The 25,280-nt window shown below is 41.1% G+C and carries 21 protein-coding genes; 10 read left to right on the top strand and 11 right to left on the bottom strand.

Annotated features, from left to right (window positions below; translation table 11 throughout):
• Positions 1-30: 30 nt before the first annotated feature.
• Positions 31-720 (bottom strand): N-acetylmuramate alpha-1-phosphate uridylyltransferase MurU, encoded by a 690-nt coding sequence (gene murU, locus CDG62_RS10105; protein WP_087527110.1) that lies wholly within the window; start codon positions 718-720, stop codon positions 31-33.
• Positions 717-1,733 carry an aminoglycoside phosphotransferase family protein gene (locus CDG62_RS10100; protein ID WP_087527109.1) on the bottom strand — a complete coding sequence of 339 codons (1,017 nt, stop codon included), beginning with the start codon at positions 1,731-1,733 and terminating at the stop codon, positions 717-719. The genes murU and CDG62_RS10100 overlap by 4 nt, the downstream gene beginning before the upstream one ends.
• 121 nt (positions 1,734-1,854) lie before the next feature.
• On the opposite strand from CDG62_RS10100, the gene CDG62_RS10095 reads away from it, so the two are divergent.
• Both CDG62_RS10095 and CDG62_RS10090 read left to right on the top strand, forming a co-directional pair.
• Positions 1,855-4,314 (top strand): LPS-assembly protein LptD, encoded by a 2,460-nt coding sequence (locus CDG62_RS10095; protein ID WP_087527108.1) that lies wholly within the window; start codon positions 1,855-1,857, stop codon positions 4,312-4,314.
• Positions 4,314-5,618, top strand: coding sequence for a peptidylprolyl isomerase (locus CDG62_RS10090; RefSeq protein WP_087527107.1), 1,305 nt, complete (start codon positions 4,314-4,316; stop codon positions 5,616-5,618). Before CDG62_RS10095 ends, CDG62_RS10090 begins: the two co-directional genes overlap by 1 nt.
• A 111-nt stretch (positions 5,619-5,729) precedes the next feature.
• On the opposite strand, the gene hfq is transcribed toward CDG62_RS10090, so the two are convergent.
• The 4 genes from hfq to tsaE all read right to left on the bottom strand — a co-directional run bounded on the left by hfq (position 5,730) and on the right by tsaE (position 9,687).
• The gene (hfq, locus tag CDG62_RS10085; RefSeq protein WP_087527106.1) at positions 5,730-6,242 is read right to left on the bottom strand and encodes an RNA chaperone Hfq; all 513 of its coding nucleotides are present in this window, start codon (positions 6,240-6,242) and stop codon (positions 5,730-5,732) included.
• Positions 6,243-6,335: 93 nt separating this feature from the next.
• Positions 6,336-7,280 (bottom strand): tRNA (adenosine(37)-N6)-dimethylallyltransferase MiaA, encoded by a 945-nt coding sequence (gene miaA / locus CDG62_RS10080; protein WP_087527105.1) that lies wholly within the window; start codon positions 7,278-7,280, stop codon positions 6,336-6,338.
• Positions 7,281-7,286: 6 nt separating this feature from the next.
• Positions 7,287-9,218: a DNA mismatch repair endonuclease MutL gene (gene mutL, locus CDG62_RS10075; RefSeq protein ID WP_087527104.1), complete on the bottom strand. Its 1,932-nt coding sequence runs from the start codon at positions 9,216-9,218 to the stop codon at positions 7,287-7,289.
• Positions 9,211-9,687, bottom strand: coding sequence for a tRNA (adenosine(37)-N6)-threonylcarbamoyltransferase complex ATPase subunit type 1 TsaE (gene tsaE, locus CDG62_RS10070; RefSeq protein WP_087527103.1), 477 nt, complete (start codon positions 9,685-9,687; stop codon positions 9,211-9,213). Before tsaE ends, mutL begins: the two co-directional genes overlap by 8 nt.
• Positions 9,688-9,810: 123 nt before the next feature.
• Between tsaE and CDG62_RS10065 the strand changes: the two genes are divergently transcribed.
• The 3 genes from CDG62_RS10065 (at position 9,811) to CDG62_RS10055 (ending at position 11,707) form a co-directional block, all read left to right on the top strand.
• A complete protein-coding gene (locus CDG62_RS10065) occupies positions 9,811-10,725 on the top strand; it encodes a pseudouridine synthase (protein WP_213070688.1) in 915 nt (304 codons plus the stop codon).
• Positions 10,726-10,837: 112 nt separating this feature from the next.
• Entirely contained in the window at positions 10,838-11,173 is a 336-nt protein-coding gene (locus tag CDG62_RS10060) for a type II toxin-antitoxin system RelB/DinJ family antitoxin (RefSeq protein WP_004696803.1), read from the top strand.
• 93 nt (positions 11,174-11,266) lie between these two features.
• The gene (locus tag CDG62_RS10055; RefSeq protein WP_087527101.1) at positions 11,267-11,707 is read left to right on the top strand and encodes a GNAT family N-acetyltransferase; all 441 of its coding nucleotides are present in this window, start codon (positions 11,267-11,269) and stop codon (positions 11,705-11,707) included.
• A gap of 19 nt (positions 11,708-11,726) precedes the next feature.
• Here CDG62_RS10055 and CDG62_RS10050 read toward each other — a convergent pair whose 3' ends face one another.
• Positions 11,727-12,452 (bottom strand): pseudouridine synthase, encoded by a 726-nt coding sequence (locus tag CDG62_RS10050; RefSeq protein ID WP_087527100.1) that lies wholly within the window; start codon positions 12,450-12,452, stop codon positions 11,727-11,729.
• A gap of 135 nt (positions 12,453-12,587) precedes the next feature.
• On the opposite strand from CDG62_RS10050, the gene CDG62_RS10045 reads away from it, so the two are divergent.
• Positions 12,588-13,046, top strand: a complete 459-nt coding sequence (locus CDG62_RS10045) for a DUF441 domain-containing protein (RefSeq protein ID WP_087527099.1) — start codon at positions 12,588-12,590, stop codon at positions 13,044-13,046.
• A gap of 228 nt (positions 13,047-13,274) precedes the next feature.
• Positions 13,275-14,495 carry an MFS transporter gene (locus CDG62_RS10040; RefSeq protein ID WP_087527098.1) on the top strand — a complete coding sequence of 407 codons (1,221 nt, stop codon included), beginning with the start codon at positions 13,275-13,277 and terminating at the stop codon, positions 14,493-14,495.
• Between the two features lie 215 nt (positions 14,496-14,710).
• Here CDG62_RS10040 and CDG62_RS10035 read toward each other — a convergent pair whose 3' ends face one another.
• The 3 genes from CDG62_RS10035 to CDG62_RS10025 all read right to left on the bottom strand — a co-directional run bounded on the left by CDG62_RS10035 (position 14,711) and on the right by CDG62_RS10025 (position 19,604).
• Entirely contained in the window at positions 14,711-15,694 is a 984-nt protein-coding gene (locus CDG62_RS10035; protein ID WP_087527097.1) for an ion transporter, read from the bottom strand.
• 101 nt (positions 15,695-15,795) lie between these two features.
• Positions 15,796-17,511, bottom strand: coding sequence for an AAA family ATPase (locus CDG62_RS10030; protein ID WP_087527096.1), 1,716 nt, complete (start codon positions 17,509-17,511; stop codon positions 15,796-15,798).
• A 128-nt stretch (positions 17,512-17,639) separates the two neighbouring features.
• Positions 17,640-19,604, bottom strand: a complete 1,965-nt coding sequence (locus tag CDG62_RS10025; RefSeq protein ID WP_087527095.1) for a hypothetical protein — start codon at positions 19,602-19,604, stop codon at positions 17,640-17,642.
• Positions 19,605-19,843: 239 nt separating this feature from the next.
• Between CDG62_RS10025 and mdh the strand changes: the two genes are divergently transcribed.
• Together mdh and CDG62_RS10015 are read left to right on the top strand one after the other, a co-directional pair.
• On the top strand, positions 19,844-21,055 hold the full coding sequence (gene mdh, locus CDG62_RS10020) for an iron-dependent methanol dehydrogenase (protein ID WP_087527094.1): 1,212 nt from the start codon (positions 19,844-19,846) through the stop codon (positions 21,053-21,055).
• A gap of 192 nt (positions 21,056-21,247) precedes the next feature.
• Positions 21,248-22,219 (top strand): alpha/beta hydrolase, encoded by a 972-nt coding sequence (locus tag CDG62_RS10015; protein WP_087527093.1) that lies wholly within the window; start codon positions 21,248-21,250, stop codon positions 22,217-22,219.
• Positions 22,220-22,264: 45 nt separating this feature from the next.
• Here CDG62_RS10015 and CDG62_RS10010 read toward each other — a convergent pair whose 3' ends face one another.
• Positions 22,265-23,440, bottom strand: coding sequence for a helix-turn-helix domain-containing protein (locus CDG62_RS10010; protein WP_086210169.1), 1,176 nt, complete (start codon positions 23,438-23,440; stop codon positions 22,265-22,267).
• Positions 23,441-23,638: 198 nt separating this feature from the next.
• On the opposite strand from CDG62_RS10010, the gene CDG62_RS10005 reads away from it, so the two are divergent.
• Positions 23,639-25,150, top strand: a complete 1,512-nt coding sequence (locus CDG62_RS10005; protein ID WP_086210170.1) for an aldehyde dehydrogenase family protein — start codon at positions 23,639-23,641, stop codon at positions 25,148-25,150.
• Positions 25,151-25,280 lie beyond the last annotated feature (130 nt).

Here is a 25,280-nt window from a genome sequence, read left to right as displayed (position 1 = left end):
AACAGTAGCTAACGCTTAGTGATTACGCACTTAAACATACATACCTTGACGAATCTGTAGATCTAGATCACTTAATCGTTCAGGTGTGCCAACATCCACCCATGCGGCTTGCATTTTTTCGGCAGAAATTTTTCCAGCAAACATTGCTTCTTTTAACAATGGAGCCAGTGGACGCTTACCTCCTCCCAAACCTTCAAACATCTGTGGATGAATAACAGCAACACCACTATAAGTCAGCGCTTCACCTGACTGCTCTTGTTCAAAGGTATAAGCCCGCCCTTGATTCAAAATAAAGTCACCTTTGGGATGCTGTATCGGATTCGAAACAAAGATAAGATGCGCCAAATCGACATCCAACTGCACATCAAGTAAAGATGCAAAATCAAAAGTGGTCCAAACATCGCCATTCACTAAAATAAACGGTTCTGCCCCTAACAGAGGGAGAGCATTAATAATACCACCCGCTGTTTCAAGCCCTTCTTCTTCGCGCGTCCACAAAATTTGGACACCAAATTGTGAACCATCGCCTAATGCGCCAATTAAGACATCTGCCAACCACGCAGAATTGATCACAATTTCAGTAACACCAATTTCTTTGAGTTTTTCGATATGCCACACAATCAGTGGCTTACCACCAACTTCAAGTAAAGGTTTCGGTTTATAGAGCGTTAAAGGACGCATGCGGTTGCCAAGTCCCGCTGCTAAAATCATTGCTTTCATGCTGCAACAGCCTCATATTTGCCATATTTTGCTTCAAATTTTGGCATCACTTTATCGCAAATAAATTGCATAAAAGGTTGTAATTCTGCATATGGCTTGCTTTCTTCCAACAAATACCACATCACGCGTGGCAAGTCCTTAAGATAGCCCGACTTACCATCACGCTCAAACAGGCGCACAAAAATACCTAGAATCTTAATATGACGTTGAATTGCCATTAAATCGGCATCTTGCTTAAATTGATCGAAGTCACGTCCTTCTTTCGCTGAAGCCGGCAACAAGTCATAAAATACTTTAAACCAACGATAAACCCGCTCAGGATTCCACTGCACATACGCATCACGTGTAATTGAGATCAGATCATAAGTATCTGCACCAATCACCGCATCCTGAAAGTCAATCACGCCTTGCTCTTGCTCATCGGCCAAAAGCATGAGATTACGACTATGAAAATCACGATGTACAATCACCTGTGGTTGGGCCAGCGCTGCGTTAGCAAGAATTGCAAATGTTCTTTTAATCAGTGCAGACTCTTCATCCGTCGGTTGAATCTGCAAACTTGGTAATAACCAATCTGTCAACAACGACATTTCAGTCATTAACTTTTCATAAGAATAAGCTGGAAAATGACCTTCACCATCAATAGATTGCAATTGAATCAACTGCTTAAAACTTTGCTCATAATGTGTATCGACAGTCTTGTCATCAAGCTGCGTTGACAGTAACACATCACCAAAATCTTCAAGCAATAAGAAGCCTTGATCCAAATCTTTCGCCACAATATGTGGTACACGAACACCATTCGTATCAAAAAATTCATCAATCGTCACAAAAGGTACACAATCTTCTTTTTCTGGTGGTGCATCCATCAGCATAAATGTTTTATTATTCAACTTGATTCGTGCATAACGACGGAAACTTGCATCGCCTGCTAAAAAGTTAATTTCAAATTGATCTGAACCAAGTACAGATGAAATCCATGTTTGTATCAATTGTTCACGTTGTGTATTCATTTGCGATAAATTCTAATACAGGCTGAGTTTTTAAAGTGCTAAGTGTAGCCACTTATCAACTTTTTCTCTATGATGCGACAATAATTAATTGCGTTTTAAGCATACTTGGTAAATGAGACACATGAAGCATCAGTTTAAATTTAATCCTTTAGCGACTGCGATATTTACTCTTCTTTGTGGTAGCTCAATCACAAGCTATGCTGCAACACCAACCAGGTCTATTTCAGACGAACAACAATCGCTAAAACAAGCACTACAAGAAAGCTATCCTGGGCAAAAGTTTTTTGAACAATATTATGTCGATAAGTCATCTCCTGAAGCTCAACAGCGCCAAGGACGTTACTTAAGCTCCGCGTATTGCCAAGGTACATGGCTAACCCCTGTAAGCCCTGAAACCAAAGCCGCTGACGCCGCCAATGCGACATCCACCATTACAGCGGACTATGGTCACTACAACCCACAAGGTGACTCTGTTCTTGAAGGTAATGTCCTGATCGATCAAGAAGGTCGTCAAATCCGTGCCGATAAAATCACCATTGACCAAACACAAACTTTTGCCAATGCTGAAGGTCGTGTGCAAATGGCGCAAAATGGCTTATTAGCGCAAAGCGATCAAATTAATTACAATCTAAAAACGCAGCAAGGCGATCTGAAAAACAGTTTCTATATTTCAGAAGAACAACATGCGCATGGGCAGGCTGACCAAATCCTACGTGAGTCACAAACAACCACCACCCTAAAAAATGCAACTTATAGCACCTGTCCACCAGAGCAATCGCCAACGTGGAAAATCCAAGCAGACGAAATCAAGTTAAATCAAGAAACTGGCCGTGGTGAAACCCGTGGCACAAAACTTTATATCAAAGATGTACCCGTTCTCGCTGTTCCTTATTTCAACTTTCCAATTGATGACCGTCGCACTACGGGTATTTTGACACCAAGTTTTGGCTTCACCAATGATGGTGGTGTCGAGCTTGCAGTGCCTGTTTATCTCAACTTAGCACCTAACTACGATGCGACCGTTACGCCACGCTATATCAGCGACCGTGGCCCAATGTTTGAGGGAGAATTCCGCTATCTGACGGAAAATTTTGGTTCAGGTCAAATTTGGGGTGGATTTTTATCATCTGACCGAAAATATGACGACGAAGACCGTAAAGATTTGCACTTTTTACATAACTGGCAAATCAATCAACAGTTCTCAACCAACCTTGAATATAACTATGCATCAGACAAAGACTACTTTACTGACTTAAGCAACAACCCAAACACCAAAACGGACTTAAACCTGCGTCGTGCTTGGGAGCTCAACTATAAAAATGGAATTCCTGGTCTAAAAGCCCAACTGAAAGTTGAAGACTTCCAAACACTAGATGAAACTACCCCCTACGTTGACCGTCCGTATGCACGTTTACCACAGTTCTTACTCAACTATAAGGCGGGTAATGCACTAGGCTTAGAATACGAATTCAACAACGATACAGCTTACTTTAAAAAGGACTTTGGGACTATCAATGGTGACACCAATGATAGCTTTGAACCAAGCGGTACCCGTGTCTATAATGACTTTTCTGTACGCTATAACTACCGTACACCGTGGGCTTTTGCCATTCCAGAAGTATCTATTCGTAATGTGAACACATTCTACGATCAAGACACCATCAATGAGTTTGACAACACCAACCGCTCATCGAACGACAAATCTTATGTCGTACCACAGGTGACTTTTGATGCAGGTTTAACCTTTGAAAAAGAAGGTACTTTCTTACAGACCTTAAGTCCACGCATGTTCTATGCCTATGCACCCTATAAAAATCAAGATGGTGCGCCTAACTTTGACTCTGCAACAGCATCGATTAACTATGATCAGTTGTTTAGTGCAAATCGCTTCTATGGTCATGACCGCCTAGAAGACAATAACTTCTTGTCACTGGGTTTAAGCTATAGCTTATTTGATACGGTGGGTTTAGAGCGTTTAAAAGCCAGTGTGGGCCAAAGCTATTACTTTGAAGATCGCCGCGTAACGCTTGACCAAACAGCAGATGTCTTTGACAGAGAAAACCACTCTGGTCCGATTGTCAGCGTATCTAGCCAGCTCTCTCAAAACTTTACCCTCGGTGCAAACTCAGCATGGATGGCAAATGGCGATAATGCTCAACGTGACTTACAGCTTTACTTTACGGGTGATAAAGGCAACCTTTATAACGTTGGCTATTTCTACCGTAAAGAAATTGCAGACCGTCAAGAACATTACGACCAAGTAGTTGCATCTTTTGTACAACCAATCCATAACAACTGGCGTATTATGGGCCATGCTCAATATGACTTAGACAACAATGTCGCTCGTGAATACCTCCTTGGTATCAATTATGAGTCTTGCTGTTGGGGCATCTCCGTTTATGGTCGCGAGTACTATAACGACTTGGATGATGTCAATGCTGCAGGCGTAGAACCTAAACGTGCAATTATGGCCGAAATTACGCTTAAAGGTTTAGGCGGACTCAACAGTAAACTTTCATCATTACTAGAAAATCGTATTCTAGGCTTCAACAATATTAATCAGACTTGGACAGACCGTTAATGAAGACAAAACAGTTCAAACAATTTTTTAAAGCGAGTGCTTTGGCTTTAGCTCTCGCAACCGCTATTCCAACTTTTGTACATGCGTCGGATGAAGTTGTTGCTGTTGTCGATAACAGTGTCATTTTAAAAAGTGACTTAGAAGCAAGTATGGCTGAGCTCAAACATCAACTTGAGAGCCAAAAGAAACAAGTCCCACCAGAGCAATATTTGGCACAACAAGCATTAGAGCAACTAATTATTCGTCAAACTCAGCTTGAACAAGTGAAACGTTACAACATTCAACCTGATGAAAAAAGCTTGAATGAAGCAGTTTTAAATGTCGCAAAACAATCTGGTAGCACAAGTCTAGAAGCATTCCAACAAAAGCTCGATCAAATGGCCCCTGGAACCTATGCTTCTTTACGCAGTCGTGTTGCTGAAGATTTAGCCATCAATCGTTTGCGCCAACAAGTCGTTACCTCTCGTATCCAGATTTCAGATCAAGATGTTAAAAACTTCTTAAATACACCACAAGGTCAAGCAGCACTCGGAAACCAAGTGCATGTGCTACATGTGCGTGTTTCAGGTGACAATGCTGACACTGTGGCGAAGCAAGTTAAAGCTGCACTAGCAAATGACAACGATGTCGCTGCAATTGCTAAAAAGTTCAGTACTACTGGCACTAAAGTTGAAGGTGCGGATATGGGTTTTAGAGCACTTTCTGACATTCCTAGCGAGCTTGCAGCACGTGTGAGTCCACTCCAAGTGGGACAAACCACAGATTTAATTACAGTACGAGATGGCGTACATCTTTTAAAGTTAGTTGAACGCAAAGGTGCTGAGCAAAAAGCGATTGTGCCTCAATACAAAGCACGCCATATTTTGATCCAACCATCTGAAGTGGTTAGCCCTGAAAATGCTAAACAAATGATTGAAAGCTTGTATAACCGTGTTCAAAAAGGTGAAGACTTTGCCGTCTTAGCTTCCACCTATTCTAATGACACAGGTTCAGCACGTGATGGTGGAAGCTTGGGTTGGGTTAGCCCAGGTGTAATGGTTCCGCAGTTTGAGGAAACCATGAAAAATACACCTGTAGGTCAAACCAGTAAACCTTTCCAAACCCAATTTGGCTGGCATATTCTTCAAGTGACTGAAACACGTCAACAAGACATGACTGCTGAATACCAAGAGCGTATGGCACGTCAAATTTTAGGTGAGCGTCAATTTGATGCAGAGCTTGATAGTTGGTTACGTGAAACACGCAACAGAGCTTTTGTCGAAATCAAAGATCCAAATTTAGACCGCAAGAACAATAAGTCATAAGTTTGAACACCTAAAAAGACCAGCATTTATGCTGGTCTTTTTTCGTTTGGACGGAAAATAAAAATTAGACATAAAAAAGCCTCTCATGTGAGAGGCTTTTTTAACAATCAATTAACGATTATTTTCATCATCTTGAGTGTCTTCAAATTTTGATTCGCCATCAAAACCAGTCGATTGACCACCGAAGCCACCTTGACCACCGAAGCCACCTTGACCACCGAAGCCACCTTGACCACCGAAGCCACCTTGACCACCAAAGCCGCCTTGACCACCAAAGCCGCCTTGACCACCGAAGCCGCCTTGTTGACCGCCAAAGCCGCCTTGTTGACCGCCAAAGCCGCCTTGTTGACCACCAAAGCCGCCTTGTTGACCACCAAAGCCACCTTGTTGACCAGCGCCAGCAGGAGCACCAGCAGGACGTGGGTTACGTGCAGGAACAACTGTAGAAATTGCATGCTTGTAAACCATTTGGCTTACTGTATTTTTTAATAAAACAACATATTGGTCGAAAGATTCAATATGACCTTGTAACTTAATGCCGTTTACAAGGAAGATAGATACAGGAATACGTTCTTTACGGAGAGAATTTAAGAACGGATCTTGCAAAGTTTGACCTTTAGACATGTTATAACTCCAAAAAATTTTAAAAATCAGCGCAAAAAACTATCTTTATTTTTCAATTAAAAATTATAAAAAAGATAGTAGCTAAATTTTGCTTTATCCGTAGCAGTTTCGCAAGTCTTCTTGTGCCTGCGTGATAGTAGAATACGTTGTAAATTTATGCACCTCTTGCAAAGATCTTAACCAAGTGTATTGACGTTTAGCAAGTTGTCGTGTCGCAAAAAGTGCTTTATCCTCCATTTCACGTTGTTTTTCGACAGTTTTATCTCCTTTTTGTAAAAATTCGAGTGCTTGTCGATACCCCACTGAGCGCATAGAAGGTAAATTTTCATCTAAATCGTATTTTTTCATAAGTGTTTCCACTTCATTCAAAAATCCGATGTCCCACATAATTTTCAACCTTTGTGCAATTCTTTGGTGCAATTCAGCACGGTCTGGCATCAAAGCATAATTATGAAAATTATAGCGATAAGGTACATTTTTAGGCTGTTCAGCTTGAAGTTTAGTAATGGGCTGCCCAGTCAATTTGTAAACCTCTAAAGCACGAATAATCCGTTGTTTATCACTTATTTTAAATTTTTCGCCCGCTAGTGGATCCACAATACATAATTCCGCATAGACCGCAGACCAACCCTCCCTTTCACCTTTTGCTTCTATTTCTGCACGAATAGCATAATCAGCACTTGGTAAATTACTCGAAAGGCCCTCTAATAGTGCTTTAAAATAGAGCATGGTTCCACCGACTAAAATCGGAGTTTTGCCTCGTACATGCATGTCATCTATTAAACGACATGCATCTTCAACAAAGTTTGCAGCCGAATAGACTTCTTCTGGGCTAATAATATCGATAAGGTGATGGGGATATTGTAGCAGCTCTTCTTTGGTCGGCTTTGCTGTACCGATATCCATATCCTTAAAGACCAATGCTGAATCTACAGATATCAGTTCAAAATTTCCTTGCTCATAGAGCTGACATGCCAAAGCAGTTTTACCACTTGCAGTTGGCCCCATTAAATTGATGACCGGCAATTGAGTTGACATGTACAACTACTCTCCTCGAGCAAAAAGCTTATCTAGTTGAGCCAATGGAAACGCACGCCAAGTTGGGCGACCATGGTTACATTGGCTAGCAAATTCAGTTTGTTCCATTTGACGAAGCAAAGCATTCATTTCAGAAAGACCTAAAATGCGATGTGCACGAACAGCTCCATGGCAGGCCATACCCGCTAGAATTTGATCACGCTTTTGCAGTAAGCCCTGTGCTTCATCATTTGGATCCAAATCGTTAAGTAATTCAGGTACCAACGCCTCAAAATTGGCTTTGTGTAAAATCGCAGGCACACCACGAACAATGACCTGCTCATCGCCATATTGATCAATTTCAAGACCCAAACGCGCCAATTGATCTTTGAGTTCTTCCACTCGCATCGCTTGCATTCGCGTGATATTAATCACTTTGGGAATGAGTAACTGCTGAGAAATCCAAAACTCTGGTTTATCCCATGCTGACTTCATTTGCTGTAGCAGAATACGCTCATGCGCTGCATGCATATCAACAATAATCAGCCCTTCTGTATTTTGAGCCAACACATAAATACCATGCAGTTGCGCAATGGCAATTCCCAACGGATGTTCGTCGATTTTAGGGCTTTGCAATGTAACATCATGAGCTTGATCAACAGCAGATGAAGTACCACGCAGAGGTGCTAAATAGCTTTGCAAGGCATTATTGAGCTGTTGTGAGCCATGATAGCGTGAAAGTTGCTCCGAATAATGGACGCCTTGCGGTTGGCTTGAACTAAAGTCACTGAGCACATCCATTGTGACTGGCTCACTGGCTTGTTCAGGTTCAACACAACGATGCAATTGCAAAGGCTCTTGATAGCGAGGCTGCACAGATATCAAAGCTTGATTCTCTGCGATCTTCATTGCATCCGAAAGATCTGCGGTTGCCGTTTGAAACTGCGATAAAGTCTCTTTAGCATAATGACGTACAAATTCATGTACTTCACGTTGATTCAAAAAGCGAATTTCATGTTTGGTTGGATGTACATTGACATCAATATTTTCAGGGTCGACTTCCAGAAAAAGCAAATAACCCGCATGCTGATGTCCATGCAAAATACCATCATAAGCCATACGCAGCGCATGAGCGATGGTTTTATCTTTAACAATTCGACCATTCACATAAACATATTGCAAGTCAGCCTGAGCCCGCGCATCGGAGGGATGTCCCAACCAACCTGTTAAACGCATGTTGATGCTATCGGCATCCATCCAATAAGCATTTTCAGTAAATGCGCGCCCTAGCAACTGCTGTACTCGCTGAAAACGTAGTTCACCACTATCTGCAATCGGCAAGTTCAGTTTGATGCTTTGATTATGTTCAAGTACAAAACGAATATCGAAATGCGTCAGCGCTAAACGCCGGACGATTTCCTCAATGTGACCAAACTCTGTGCCAGGTTTTTTAAGGAATTTTCGACGTGCGGGCACATTGAAAAATAAATCTTGTACCCGAATATGCGTACCTTTCGGTGCAGCTACAGCCTGAATCTCTTGATGGTCAAATGCAGTTCCATTGACTTCAACTTGATAGCCAATTCCATCATCCACTTGACTACTGGTCAAGGTTAAACGCGAAACCGCTGCAATAGAAGCCAAAGCCTCTCCGCGAAAGCCTAAACTGACAATTGCATGTAAATCTTCAGCAGATTGGATTTTACTGGTCGCATGGCGCATCACCGCCAAAGGGAGATCTTCAGCGTGAATCCCTCGACCATTGTCCATGATTTCAATTAAAGTACTGCCGCCTTGCTCTACCCGAATAATCAGCTCTGTTGCACCTGCATCAATCGAGTTTTCAAGTAACTCTTTGACCACAGACGCTGGACGCTCAATGACTTCGCCTGCTGCGATTTGGTTGGCTAAAGCAGGATTTAAAGTATGAATACGACGTATCTTTAAATCATCACGCATTGTTTAATTGGCTCTCTAAAGCTTGTAATAATGCTACTGAATGAAAACGTAAAGTAGCAGACCGTGTCAGTTCATCTTCAGATTTTTGAATATCAATAATTAAGTCTGCCTCAGGGATCTCATCGCCCCCTTTAGACGGCCATTCAAACAAAAACAGCGCATTGGGCGTTTCCAAATAGTCACGGATGCCCATTAACTCCAACTCATACGGATCGTTTAAACGATACAAGTCAAAATGGAAAATATCACGTCCTTGAACTTGGTAAGGTTCAACCAAGGTATAGGTGGGGCTTTTCACGGAACCTTGATGGCCTAAATGCTGTAAATAGTGACGTGTTAACGTAGTTTTACCCGCACCTAACCCCCCAATTAAATACACTACACCCGTCGTAAAATGCTGTGCCAAAATTTGCGCTAAATTTTGGGTATCTTGTTCATTATTGAGCGTTAAATTAAATGAATACTGCATAATACTCACGACAAGTGACAAAAGAGCAATTATGATAGCATCGCACCCATAAAATGCCCAAGTCGCAAGTTTGAAAACTCGTATTTTCCTGTATCAACCGTCTAGATATTACCTACAAAAAACATGTCCAACCACCAAACTTCTGAATTTTGTCCACCTATGCTCAATGGCGTCACTGCCAGTAAGGTGTACTTACCTAAACTTGAACCTATGCCTAAAAGCATACTTGCTTATTTATGTGCGCAATTTCCGCATATTGAAGCAACTGAGTGGCAGCAACGTTTTCATGATGGCTTGATCTATGATGCTGTAGGTAATGTACTCAGCACAGATTCGGCATATCTTGAAAATCAGCATGTGTTCTATTACCGATTTTTAGCGCGTGAAATTGAAGTACCATTTCAGCATGACATTTTATTTGAAAACGATCATTTCTTAGTGGTAGATAAGCCTCACTTTCTGACTATCAGTCCAACGGGACAATATGTGCAACAAACTCTTTTAGTTCGCCTAAAACAACAGACAGGTATTGAGCATTTAACCCCTATCCATCGCTTAGACCGTGAAACTGCCGGCTTAGTACTTTTCTCCAAGTGCATTAAAACACGTGGGGCTTATCAACAAATGTTTGCGGAACGGCGGGTGCAAAAGACCTACCATGCAATTGCACCTTTTAACACAGAACTTAATTTCCCACGAACAGTAAGGTTACACATGCAAAAAGGTGAACCGTTCTACACTATGCGGGTATTAGACAAAGCACCCAATAGTGAAACAGATATTTCCCTGTTGGAATATGACTCAACATGGGCAAAATACGAACTTAAACCACATACAGGAAAACAGCATCAACTCCGTGTACACCTTAACTTCTTAGGCCTACCGATTAAAAATGATCCGTTCTATCCTAAAGTTGTACATAAAGCCGACGATGATTTTAATCAGCCTTTACAGCTCTTAGCCAAACATCTTTCATTTAAAGACCCAATAACTCAAAAACTTATGCAATTTAGCTCCAATCTTGAATTGACATTGTAATCTGCTTGTCATTACAAAATTTTTTAAAATTCCATTGTATGAATATTGAAATTACAACGGAATTGATTAAAATAACTTCTACCCTTAAGTCGTTCAAATTATTTAAAAAATCATGAGAAAAACAGAAGTCTATCAAATTCGACTCGATTCCCAAGAAAAGAAACAAGCTTTTGCAGTGTTTAAACAACTGGGAATTACACCTGCACAAGCCGTTCGTTTGTTCTTCAAACAAGTGGTTTTAACTAAATCTATCCCATTCTCAATCGAAAACCAGAACATCAATCTTGAACAGCTGATTAAGCTACGTAAGCTCAAGCAAGAACAAAAAGCAGTTGAACACATCACCAGTGCAGACTCAACTGCAACCAATGATTTATTTGCAGACGATGAACATATCGATCTATTTGAGGAGTTAGCTGCAATCTTGGGAGAAAGTGACAAAACTTAACAGTGTTGCATTTCTAAACAAATTTTAGAAATATCCCTTTCAAAACTTAGGTATGCTTCATGTAAACATTATAAATACAGCATGGAGTAATACATGATCGTAAGACGTGCCACTTTAGAAGACTTAGAAAAACTTGCTGTATTATTTGATGAATATCGCCAGTTTTATGGTGCATCTTCCAACTTAGCGCTTTCCCAAAAGTTCCTTAAACTTCGCCTTGAAAACGAACAAAGTGTCATCTTCATTCATGTCAAAGATGATGCGATTACAGGTTTTGTGCTGCTATATTTGGGTTTTTCATCTATGGCCTGCGCAACCTACTATATTTTAGATGATGTCTATGTTTCGCCACCGCATCGTCGTCATGGTTCAGCAAAACAATTGATTGATACCGCGATTTTATTTGCACGACACGAAAAAGCCATACGTATTACGCTTGAAACACAAAAGAATAATTATCAATCCCACAGCTTATATGAAACCATGGGCTTTGTAGCGGATAATGAATTTAAGACCTATCATTGCTTTCTTTAGCAATCAACGTCTAAAGACCTTATCTCTCAAAATCATTGCGTATCTTGGCTAAAGCCACTTGTTCGGCATTTAAATAGATCCAACGTCCCTCGACTAAATCTGGTATACCCGTTAAGTCGAGCGCCCCAATTTGCTGACGATGCAAACTCTCAACTTTATTTCCCACTGCCGCAAGCATACGTTTCACTTGATGATATACCCCCTGATGCACCGTCATTTGCAGTTCACATTCGGCTAAGCGTTTTACATCTGTTGCTGCAAATATCCCTTTTTCATTACGTAACTCAACGCCTTGTTCTAACTGCTGGATTTGTTCATCTGTAACAGGGTCGGCAGTTTTCATCCGATATACTTTTGCCACATGCTTTTTAGGATGTGTCAATGCCTGTAAGAATTGACCATCATCAGTAAGCAACAACAAGCCAGTCGTGTCTTGATCCAGACGTCCAACACACTGAATACCACGATTCAAGAGCACATCATCAAACAAATCGAAAACACTAAAGTGATGTGTTGCCTGATGTGAACATTCATAACCCTGAGGTTTATTTAAGGCAATATAGACTTTTTCACGATATTCAAAACTCTCATCATGTACTTTGAAGTGCAAACCATCTAATTTGAGTTTATGTTTAGGGTCTGTAATGATCTGCCCATCAATTTCGATGGTTGCATTTTTAATCAACTGTTGGCAATGCTTCCGCGAACCGAATCCTTGCGACTGCAACATTTTTTCCAACAGCATCAGCACACCACATTTTTAAATAAAGGTTCATTTTATACTGAAATACAAGAACATCAATCAAAGGACTCGGATCATTCGGCAGACTGGCTAAAAAAACGTTACAATGCACATGTTTTTTTGACCAGCCTCTCCCCTATGCCGAACTTAGATTTGAACCTGATCGTCCTATTGATCCTGCTTGCTTGCGGTATTTTCAGTCACAACTCTGCAGTAACCATTGCTGCTGCTGTACTCATTATTTTGCGGATGACGCCACTAAGTGAATACTTACCTCTAATTCAACAACATGGATTAAATATCGGGATCATCATTTTAACCATTGCAGTTTTAGTGCCTATTGCAAGTGGTAGAATTAGCGGTGAAAGTATTTTTAAATCTTTTTTAAGTGTTAAATCGTTACTTGCTATCGCCATTGGTGTTTTGGTTGCATGGCTAGGTGGTCGTGGTGTGAAACTAATGTCAAACCAACCCGATGTTGTTGCAGGCTTGCTGGTTGGAACCGTTGCAGGGGTTGCTTTACTGCGTGGCGTTCCAGTCGGCCCACTCATTGCTGCTGGTTTACTTACCCTAATCATTGGTACAGGACAGTCCTAGCCTAGCAAATCCAAACTCTCAGGTCAGGTTAATCTTATTTGCTGCTTTTAAATTTAATTTTTTAAAAAATGGGCACTCAATCTAGCGCTATGAATAAATATGCATCATGCAGAATCTTCAGAGTTCATATAAATATTACGCTTGCTTAGTTCACTTATAACTTTTTTAGAACAACCAAATTTTCATGTGATAAAGAACGTATAATACTTTTCATTTTCTCCTCTGCTTATGTCCTCTCAAGAAAATAGCCCCCCGCCAACCCGCCACTTGTTTGTCATTATTTTGGCATTGGCACTCGGTGGTTTTTGTATTGGTACAACTGAATTCGTTGCAATGGGACTCATCCAAGAGATCTCACAAAGTTTCAAGCTCAGTATACCTATCACAGGGCATTTCATTAGTGCCTACGCTTTGGGAGTGACTATTGGTGCGCCAGTGATTGCCATTCTAGCAGCAAAGGTTCCGCGTAAAACGCTCTTAATTGGACTTATGCTATTTTATGGTATCGCCAATGCCAGTACAGCACTCGCAAATAGCTATGAGTCTATGTTGGTTTCACGTTTTATTGCTGGTTTCCCTCACGGCGCTTACTTTGGTATTGCAGCTTTGGTAGTTGCAGAGTTTGCAGGAAAACAAAAACGTGCTTCGGCTGTTGCAATGCTCATGATGGGGCTGAATGTTGCGACCGTGATTGGTGTGCCTTTTGCGACATGGCTGGGTCAGCTGTATGGTTGGCGGGCAGGTTTTGAGTTTTCTGCATCTATCGCATTTTTGACTGTGGTCGCAATTTGTTTTGGCTTACCAAAAATGCAACTGGATCACACAGCCAGCATTCAAAATGAACTGCGTGGGCTTAAAAATACACAAATGTGGCTCACGCTTGCTGTCGGTGCAATTGGATTTGGTGGGCTGTTTTCTGTTTATAGTTATGTATCGCCTATTTTGACTGAATATACCCATGCCAGCATTCAAGTCATTCCATTTGCACTGGCATGTATTGGGCTCGGGTTGGTGGTCGGCGGTGTCGTCGCAGGACACTTTGCCGATAAGAACTTAAATAAAGCGATTATTTGGGTCCTAGTTTCCAACGCCTGCTCTTATGTGCTTTGTGCTTTATCTATGGATCACCTTGCCACTGCTTTTATTGCTCTTTTCTTGGTTAGCTTTAGTATTGCTGGTTTGGGGCCTTTACTACAAACTCGCTTGATGGATGTCGCTGGCAACGCACAAGGTTTAGCAGCCTCGCTGAATCACTCCGCATTTAATATTGCCAATGCTTTTGGTGCCTTCCTCGGTGGTTGGTTAATTAGCCAAGGTTTAGGCTGGCTAGCCCCAATCTGGGTCGGGGTTTTACTGAGCTTAGGTGGATTGATTATTTTATTGTTGGCTTTTCAGCATGAGAAAAAGTCGATATCCACATGTAAAAATGATGCAAATCAGACTTGTTAAACCCCAATTAATGACTTCATCTAAAAACAATCAGCGTGTATAAAAGTTCAGACGTATTTTTATACACGCTTTTACAATCGGTCATTCAGATTAATGTCAGACCATAAAGAATCCTACTGGCATTTTCTTTTTAAACACTAGATTTTATTCGATACGCGATAACGTCATCCACAATAGGAAGTTAAATACGAAACTCCTTAACTGACTGGCATAATTCATTCGGGTAGTTTTTTACCGCAGTGCGGACAATAGGCATATTGGTCACGCTCTTGCCTTAAAGACTCTTCTTTTTGTTCACGAATGAGTTGTAGAATAATATCGTGTGTTTGTTCTTTGGTTAGCCCAACTTCTTTACGAACTTCATCAATTTTTTCTGTTTCTAAGACAAAATCAATATCGCTATTTTGGATTAATTCTCGAAATCTAAGTTCAAGTTTTTCTTTACGCTGCTCCAATTCATTGGCTAAACCATTCGCCAAAATACCCGCAGGTAATGCGGCTAAACCTACACCTAAGATGGTAATAATCGCTCCAAGAAAACGTCCTAACGGAGTAATAGGTGTCACATCGCCATAGCCCACGGTGGTCAGTGTAACTACGGCCCACCACATTGAGGCGGGAATAGAGCTGAAAACTTCAGGCTGGGCCTGACTTTCAATCAAATACACCCCTGCAGCCGCCATAATGATCATAATTACTAAAATGAAAATAACTGCTTGAAACGAGCCTTTTTCGCGTTCAATAACCCGTAATAAAATTTGTAACGAGACAAAGTAGCGGGTTAATTTGAGAAGTCGGAGTAAACGAACAATTCTTAAGAATCGTAAGTCGAACTGAACAAAGAAGTTTAAATACGCAGGTAGAATAGCCAAGAGGTCGATAATCGCCCCACCACTTTTGACCCAATTGAGGCGGTTTTTCCAATCTGACTCAAAACTATTAGATTCGGCAATCGACCAAAAACGTAAAAGATATTCAACACTAAAAACAATAATAGAAAAGATTTCAAAATAATAGAAAAAGTCTTGATACGATAGATAGTACTTTTGTACCGACTCCAGTAAGACTGCAACAGCATTACTCATAATCAGTGCAATGAGAAAATAGTTGAACCCTCGACTTAAGGGTGTCTCATAGTCTTCATTATGCAAATTGTTATAAACAAATTTGCGTAGCGTGTACCAAGCTGTCAATTTCATTACGATTCTAAGTTATTCTTATCCCTTAAAATTCAGTTTAACTGAAGTTCTGGGCAAAGTAAGTAAGAAATTTCTGCACGAGCCTCCCTGCCTTTAAGATGCTATTCAATATATAACAGCGCTAAGCGAACTTGGTCATAGCCCATACGTGGATTGGTTAGTTCCACAATAGGGCGAAGCTTAATCGCACCATCTTCACTAAAGTGTTCGGCTTGCTGACGTTTCATGAGACGTTTATAAATTTTTCGCACTTGCTCTACCACTTCTTCGCCTGGATGAGCTACAGAAATGTCTAAGCCCTGTTCTTTATGTAGCTTCGCCAAATGGTTGATAATCGTTGCAGCCGTCAACCCGCGCTCTTGTGCGATATCGGCAATTTCATAACCACCTTCAAAAAGTTCACGTGTTTCATCGAGTGTTGCAGAAGCATAGTTGGCTTTACCTGCATTACGGGCAATTTTCTTTTCGTTACGCTCAATCTCAACTTCATTGAGCGTTCCGCCACAGTGACGAATAAAGGCCTTGTGTTGTGGCTCTAGATCAATGAGCTCAAAGTGTGTTTCGGCTTCATCGGACAGTTCTTGGAAACGGCGGTCTGCTTTAATGGCTAGACTATCTAGCTCCAAAGCTTGTTCATTAAAACCCAGTAATCTTAAACCCTCTAAAGTCTTTAAACGCGACAAAGCCACATAGCCCTGTCCTTTTTCAAAAGTATGGCTCAGGTTAATTTCTGCTGCCGCTAAAGTCATGCCTTGAGATTTGTGAATAGTTATGGCCCACGCTAATCGCAATGGAATCTGCTGAAAACTGGCAATGGTTTTGCCTGCATCATTGTCCACCGACCATGTTTCAGGCTCGACCACCAGTACCGTACCATCAGTCAGTTTGACCTTCGGCAAGATCCCAAAGTCTTCATCTTCCTCAAAACCCACCACTTCACCTAAGCTACCATTGATATAGCCCACATCGAAGTTGTTCTTTACAAACATCACTTTGGCATTTTTCTTGAGAGTGAGGTTTTCAGGTGCGCGCACAGACGACTTTAACGTTTCAATAAGCTTATCATTGCCATCACACACCGCCTCAAACTGTCGGCCTTCATTTTCAATTTCATTTAAATGTTTGAAGTTGATGGTGTCCACGTCCATATTATGGGTGTATAAACGTGTAAAGGTTTCTCCAATATCTTGCTGACGTGTGGCTTGTAAAGCCTGCAAGTGCTGAGAATTAATACTCTGACTGCGAATGGCATTTAAAATATCATTAAGATAATCATTGCCCTGACGGTGCTGCTCGGTCAAATAGCACACACGAAACTTGGCTTCCACCCAAGCATCTGACATAAAACAGAATTTATCGCGATTGCGTTCTTCATTTTTACCAACGGGCGGTAACTGGAAGAAGTCACCTGCCACAATCACTTGAATCCCGCCAAATGGTTCTTCACTTTCTTTAAAGAACTTAAGGACTTTATTGACCAAATTGAGCTGTTTCGCATGTAGCATCGAAATTTCATCGATGATTAAGACTTGGGCATTTTCTAAATGCTCTTTTAAGTATTTACGTTCTTTCATGCGTTTGAGTTCATCTTCCCCCAACGCATCTTTAATTCCAATGCCGGCCCAAGTATGAATGGTCATGCCATTCATATGCGTTGCGGCAATACCGGTAGAGGCTGTGATCGCCACTGGCACTTTGCGGGCTTTTAAATAGTTAATGTATTGGTTCAGCGTATAGGTTTTTCCTGCACCAGCGGAACCGGTTAAAAAGACATTTTCGCCCGCTTTTAAGAGTTTGAGTGCAGTTTCTTGCTTCATAAGACCTATACCATTGATGAACGGCTATAGCCTACCGATTTTTTGCTAAAAAGTTAAGCAGATCTCGTCTCACAGTAAATGTTGTGCGACAAATTAAGTCCATTGTTGTTTAATTTTTAAGACCTTGGTTATAGGGTTTGATTCAGCATGGCAATGAATTGTTCAGCGACCACAACATCATCGGGTAGCGCTTTTTGGTTGTTTGGATATTCAAGCTGATCAAATAACAGTTGTCCTGCAATATAGTGACAACCGAGCGTCAAGTGCCGCTGTGCATCGGTATGACTCATATGAAATGCAACATATTCACGTACAATAATTCGCTCAGCAAAACTGGCCGCTAAACAATGTTGAAAACGACGTGACTCGGCAATGATACGATCAATATCTTTGAGCTCCTCAAACACCCAACTCTCAATAAAATAATAAGCTTCATGACTGATTGGTTGCCATGAGATGCAACCAAGCTTTCGTTTCAGTTCAGCGAGTAACTCTTGGCTATGCAATTGATCATGCCACTGCACAGCCTGATGAAATAGGCTCTTCCATGTGACATTTTTTAAAACCTCCTTTTGCGTCTCAAAATGTTCAGGCAAATAATCGCGCACATAAGCATCAAACACCGAAACTCGTAAAGGAGGCCGATTTAGATAAAACAACTGTCTAAAGCGTTCAATATGCAGTTTATGTTGCTTTAACTGAAAATAAAAATCACGGTTTTGTTGCTTGTCTTCACTAAAATAAATCACTAAGTCCTCAGGAAGTTTCTGCGCAATTTTATCTAGATGCTGAATATAGGCCTGCATTACACGACTCAATTTTGTGTAGACCCGTTTCCCCCATTCAGGTTGTTGTTCGACCACACGGTGCAACAGTTCGAGCCATTCATCTAAATACAAAATAGACGGGCTAATTGCTATACGCTGATCATCCATATCTTGGCGTCTATTTTTTAAGACCACATGCTGGTTAGCTTCAAGCTCAAACCAATGCTGTTGTAGGGCATGTTCATAGCAACTTTGTATAAATAAACGCGCCGCGACATGTTGGAAGTACTTTAAGGTGGTCACAATAATTTCGGGATGATAAGACTGCGTATCGAGATAACTTAAAGCCGTTACTGCAACGCGTATACTACTGTGTTGAATATTTTGACTAACCCAATCTGCCACCACCGCTTTTTGTTTGAATAACCAGTTTACAGTACGACTTTCATCAAAAATCGGGAGTTTTGCGACCTTCTTTTGCCATAACTTATTTTCAACTTTTAAGAAATGTCGCTTTGCCAATAAATTAGGAGATGCCCAAAGATCCCGATGCATAAGTCGCACAAAGCAAAGTAGATGGGGCTGCTCTTTAGCATGTGGATATAACAAGTGAATGTCATGCTTATGATCCATCAACTCTTGTAAAGAAAACCTTTCAGGAAATGCCGTTTGTACAATGCGATACACATACGGATCTAAGAATTGACTAGCACTACAACACAGCTCATCATAACTACTCATCAAAGACTGCAGCGGTAAAATATTTTCCGCCTGTTCTGTATCTAAGCTGCATAAGTGCTGCAACTCGGCTAAAAGACTTCGCTCAGAAGCTAGATCAGCTGTATTTAATCCAAATTGCTGGCACAGTTGTTGAAAGAGTTCTGATTGCGTTTGCCGTATTTCAGTCAAAACCGTTTGCACGCGATTCGGCCCATCGAATAAAACAAATACCTGTTGAAGAATCAACTGACGCAACTGTTTAACTTTATTGCGCAAATACAAAGAATGTTGTGGTGATTGATCACCCACTAAAAACATAATGTCGTGTAAACAAAACTCTTCTAGCGCTTCTGCATAGTGCTCCTGATAGATAAACTGCGGGACACATAGCTCCGCTTGTTCCGTCGGTGCATAAAACTGAATATGAAAACAATGATTTAAAATTTGAATCCGCTGTTGTTTTACGTCAACACTTAAAACGTTTTGCACATTGAGTGTGGAAAGAAAAGCGGACTGCTCGTGATAAAGCTGCTGAATACTCGGAACAACTTGTCTTAACTGTATTGCAAGACTTTGATATTGTTTAAGCTTATCATTTTGCTCCACAGCTGACCCTCTTTGAATTTGGCTATTTTCACCACAACTTCAAAACTAATATAAACAAATCCTGAACCACAGGCTATGCCTTTTATCGCTAGCAACTCTCTTCGATGAAGCTATTTCTCCTCATTCCCTTACTCATGGTAGGTATTTGGTAGGTACACAAGTTTTTTGAATCATTCAATACTCTAAAAACGGTAATGAGCACCGATAACAACATAAATAATGGTAGAAGGAATCGCACCATGGCTTTTAAAAATATTGCAGATCAAACGAACGGTTTTTATATCCCTTGCGTTTCACTTTTTGGCCCAGGCTGTGCCAAAGAAATTGGTGGTAAAGCACAAAACCTCGGTGCAAAAAAAGCACTGATTGTAACCGACGCAGGTTTATTTAAATTTGGCGTAGCTGACACCATTGCAGGATATCTCAAAGATGCAGGTGTTGATAGCCACATCTTCCCTGGTGCAGAACCGAACCCAACTGACATCAATGTCCACAACGGCGTGACTGCGTATAACGAACAAGGTTGTGACTTTATTGTGTCCTTAGGTGGTGGTTCTTCGCACGACTGCGCTAAAGGTATTGGACTTGTGACTGCCGGTGGTGGTCATATTCGTGACTACGAAGGAATTGATAAAAGTACGGTTCCAATGACCCCTCTTATTGCCATCAACACCACGGCAGGTACAGCATCAGAAATGACACGCTTCTGTATTATTACCAATACAGATACGCATGTAAAAATGGCAATTGTAGACTGGCGCTGCACTCCACTGATTGCTATTGATGACCCTAAACTGATGATTGCAAAACCTGCAAGCTTAACAGCAGCAACAGGTATGGATGCATTAACCCATGCAGTAGAAGCTTATGTTTCAACAGCGGCAAATCCAATCACCGATGCCTGTGCTGAAAAAGCCATTTCGATGATTAGCGAATGGTTAAGCCCAGCAGTTGCGAACGGTGAAAACTTAGAAGCTCGTGATGCAATGAGTTATGCTCAATATTTAGCAGGTATGGCATTTAACAATGCATCTCTAGGTTATGTCCATGCGATGGCTCACCAACTTGGTGGCTTCTATAACTTACCTCACGGCGTATGTAATGCAGTCCTACTTCCACACGTTTGTGAATTCAACTTAATTGCCTGCCCTGACCGTTATGCACGTATTGCTGAGCTGATGGGAGTTAACACCACGGGCTTAACTGTGACAGAAGCTGGATATGCTGCAATTGACGCGATTCGCGAATTATCTGCATCTATTGGTATTCCATCAAGCTTGTCTGAACTGGGTGTAAAAGAACAAGATTTGGGCATTATGTCTGAAAACGCGCAAAAAGATGCCTGCATGCTGACGAATCCACGTAAAGCAACCCATGCTCAAGTGGTTGACATCTTTAAAGCAGCGCTCAAATCAAGTGCTTCAGTAGTCGATTTTAGAGCGGCTGTCTAAGTTCTCTCCTTAACACTTTGTTTGCTTTGACAATTTAAGTGGAATGAAACAGACGTCCATACTGTTTCATTCGGGTAAGCCTAATCCTTGCTTACCTTTGCACTTAAATTGTCTTTTTTTATTTGTGGTTGACAAAAATTCTGACTTCATCAAGGATAAGGGAACTCATGACAATAACAACCAGAGTAAACTATGTCAGCACTACAAAACCCGCTCGCGTATCAACCAGATGTCCTTGGTGAAGACTACGAACAACTCAAACTCAGTTTTGCTAATGACTACGAAGGTGAAGTTTGCGCAACTCTCATTCGTAAAAAAGCCACGCAAACCACAACCAAAGCAGTGCTGTATATTCATGGATTTATTGACTACTTCTTCCAAACAGAAATGGCTGAACAGTTCAATCAGCATGGTTACGACTTTTACGCACTTGATTTAAGAAAATATGGTCGCTCCCGTTTAAGCCACCAAAACTACTACAATGTCCGTGATCTGCGCGAATATGACGATGAAATTACTCAAGCTCTTGAGATTATAGGTGCTGAAGGTCATCTTTCTGTTGTACTGGCAGGACACTCGACTGGCGGTTTAATTACCACACTATATGCAGCGCACCATCCACAACACCCTCTAATCAAAGCGCTATGGGCCAACAGTCCTTTTTATGATTTTAATATGCATCCAATTAAACGCAAACTTGGCGTGCCGCAACTCAGCCGACTTGCAAAGCATTTCCCAGACTTAAAATTTCCAAGTGAACTGAATAAATGGTATGTACCAAGCCTACATCAAAGTGAACACGGCGAGTGGAACTTTGATTTGCAGTGGAAACAACCAAGTTATTCTATGGTTCGCATCAGTTTTGTCCGTGCCATCCATGAAGCACAAAAAGAAATTCATCGTGGCGGTTTAAAGCTTTCTGTTCCTGCACTGATTATGCATTCACATCAAACACTCAACCCCAAAAAATGGGGCGTAGCTGCACAAACCAGTGATGTAATTTTAGATGTCAAAGACATTGAAAAACAGGCGAAAAATCTACAAGGTGACATCTGTGTCGAGACCATTCAAAATGGTTTACACGACTTAGTCTTATCTGCACCAGATGTTCGTGCCGAAGTCTATACCAAGCTATTTCAGTGGCTAGAACAAAAGAATCTTTAATCGCAAAATTTTTATTAACCTATTCCATAACTCAAATCAAAACTATTAAATTTTGTATTTCTCAAGTAGCTGATGCGCCGGGTGTCCACTCGGTGTCAGCTCAATAAGTCGTTCAACAGCATCAATTGCTTCTGGGTAGCGTGCCACATGCTTAAAGAGCATATCAGTTTCATTGGCTTTAAAAATCGCACTACTTAAACGTGACTCCAAACAGTCGCGCCATGCGCAAAGAAACGGACTTTCTGTTTTAGGCAATAACACACCTGAGCAAAGCTTTAAGGCCGTCTCAATATATGCAGCATCTAATGCCTGCTCTGCTTGTAGGAAATCTGCTTCTATATGCGCCAAAATTCGGTAAGGACGAGATCCCAACATCCCCCCCAACAGATCCCTTAATTGCGACATTTCTGCTTTAAGTGTGCCTATACTCACTTTTCGCTCACCATATAATGCCTGATGTAAGGTATCTAAAGTCATACCTTGTGGACATAGCGCTAAAATAGTCAGAATTTCAATTTGACGTGGTGTGAGCACCATCACTTTGCCATTAAAAAGCACTTGTGGCACACCAAAAGCACGAATATACAGTTGTTGACGCTGGTATTCCAATAATGCTGTTTGAATGATAGATGCACAGCGCTCTGCTGCCAGTAAACCAAGGCTATTATGATTTTTCCACGTGGTCGATAAATCAATTACCCCCAAAACATGTTTTGAATAGGGGTCGATGATTGGTGCTGCATAGCAAACCCAATCATGGATGGAACTCATATAATGTTCATTAGAAAACACACAACTCGATTGTTGGGTTTTAAGTGACAATGCCAATGCATTAGTCCCCACCAACTCCTCTCTCCACTGCCCGCCTTCTACAAAATGTACACTTTCCGCAGCATTACGCATTTGCTTACTTGAAGCACTCCAAATAATCGTACTACCAATATCACCCACAGCAACGACCATTGAGGACTGCTGTGCAATATGCTTGAGCTCATCCGCGCAGTAACTTAAAGCATGTTGTAATGCTGAACCTTGTGACATCGAACCTTCAGAAATGGGCGCTGCAAAACGATCCTTAGGAATCTCTGCCGAATTAGAACGCTGCCACGAACTTGCAATGCTTTTTCCGAGCTGTTCAGCTTGTACCGTCGAAATACTGCTGCTGGTTCTAAGCTTTTCTATTTCTTGTCTTTTCTGTATTAAATGTTGCATTGCCATCATTCCTTATTCTCAAAACAATTCCTGATACACATCCACTGTATTGCATGGTTGTAAACATTTGTCGGAAGCTTGTAAACCTGCATCCTTCCAACCTTTTTCCAACCTTATATTAGGTATGCTACTTAAATATTGTACTGATGTACCTTATACCAAAGCTGTAGATGCTTTTAAAAAATCAATAAGCAAAGGAACTTCAATATGCGCTACGTAGACCCTAACCAACCTGGTTCAAAAGTAGAATTTAAAGCACAGTATGAAAACTTTATTGGTGGCGAGTGGGTTGCTCCAATAAAAGGTGAATACTTTGAAAATATCTCTCCTGTCGACGGTAAAGCCTTTACTAAAATCCCACGTTCATCTGCTGAAGATATTGAGCTTGCTCTCGATGCTGCACACAAAGCTAAAGCACAATGGAATAAATCTTCTCCAACTACACGTTCTAATTTACTCCTTAAAATTGCTGATCGTCTAGAGGAAAATCTAGAGAAATTGGCTGTAGCTGAAACTTGGGATAACGGTAAACCAGTACGTGAAACCTTAGCTGCAGATATTCCACTTGCAATTGATCATTTCAGATATTTTGCAAGTTGTATTCGTGCACAAGAAGGTGGTATTTCTGAAATTGATGAAGACACTATTGCCTATCACTTCCACGAGCCATTAGGTGTTGTGGGACAAATTATTCCATGGAACTTCCCAATTTTAATGGCAACATGGAAAATTGCTCCAGCCCTTGCAGCAGGTAACTGTATTGTTCTTAAACCAGCTGAGCAAACGCCTGTAAGTATTTTAGTCTTGGTTGAACTGATTCAAGACTTACTCCCACCAGGTATTTTAAACATTGTAAATGGTTATGGAGTTGAAGTAGGCCGTCCACTTGCAACTAACCCACGTATTGCAAAAATTGCATTCACAGGCTCAACCGCTGTTGGGCAAATGATTATGCAGTATGCAACTGAAAATATTATTCCAGTAACTTTAGAGCTTGGTGGTAAATCTCCTAACATCTTCTTTGAAGATATTATGGATCAAGACGATGATTATCTTGACAAAGCGCTTGAAGGCTTTGCTATGTTTGCGTTGAACCAAGGTGAGATTTGTACTTGCCCTTCACGTGCATTAGTTCAAGAAAGCATAGCCGATAAATTCTTGGAAAAAGCAATTGAACGTGTCAAACGCATCAAAACAGGTCACCCACTAGACACTGAAACGATGATTGGTGCACAAGCTTCTTTAGAACAACAAGAGAAAATTTTAGGCTGTATCGCAACAGGACGTAATGAAGGTGCTCAATTACTGACGGGTGGTAGTGAACGTAATGAAGTGGGTACAGGTTTCTATATCGAACCAACCATTTTCAAAGGCACAAACGACATGAAAATTTTCCAAGAGGAAATTTTTGGACCAGTGCTTTCGGTTACAACGTTCAAAGACTTTGATGATGCGATTAAAATTGCAAATGACACCATTTACGGTCTAGGTGCAGGAGTATGGTCACGTTCTGCTCATACGTCTTATCGCGCGGGTCGTGCAATTGAAGCGGGTCGTGTTTGGACCAACTGTTATCATATCTACCCTGCGCATGCGGCATTTGGTGGTTACAAAAAATCTGGCATTGGTCGTGAAAACCACAAAATGATGCTTGATCATTACCAACAAACTAAAAACTTGCTTGTAAGCTATGCCACTAAGCCAATGGGCTTCTTCTAAGCACTTAGTTTATTCGCATACAGTTCTCTACGTGTTTAGGGTAATTCGTTACCCTGAACAGTCTCCACCATCAACCATCAACCATCAACCATCAACCATCAACCATCAACCATCAACCATCAACCATCAA

This window comes from Acinetobacter sp. WCHA55, from assembly GCF_002165305.2.
Classification (GTDB): domain Bacteria; phylum Pseudomonadota; class Gammaproteobacteria; order Pseudomonadales; family Moraxellaceae; genus Acinetobacter.
This window is presented reverse-complemented; position numbering and strand designations above follow the sequence as displayed.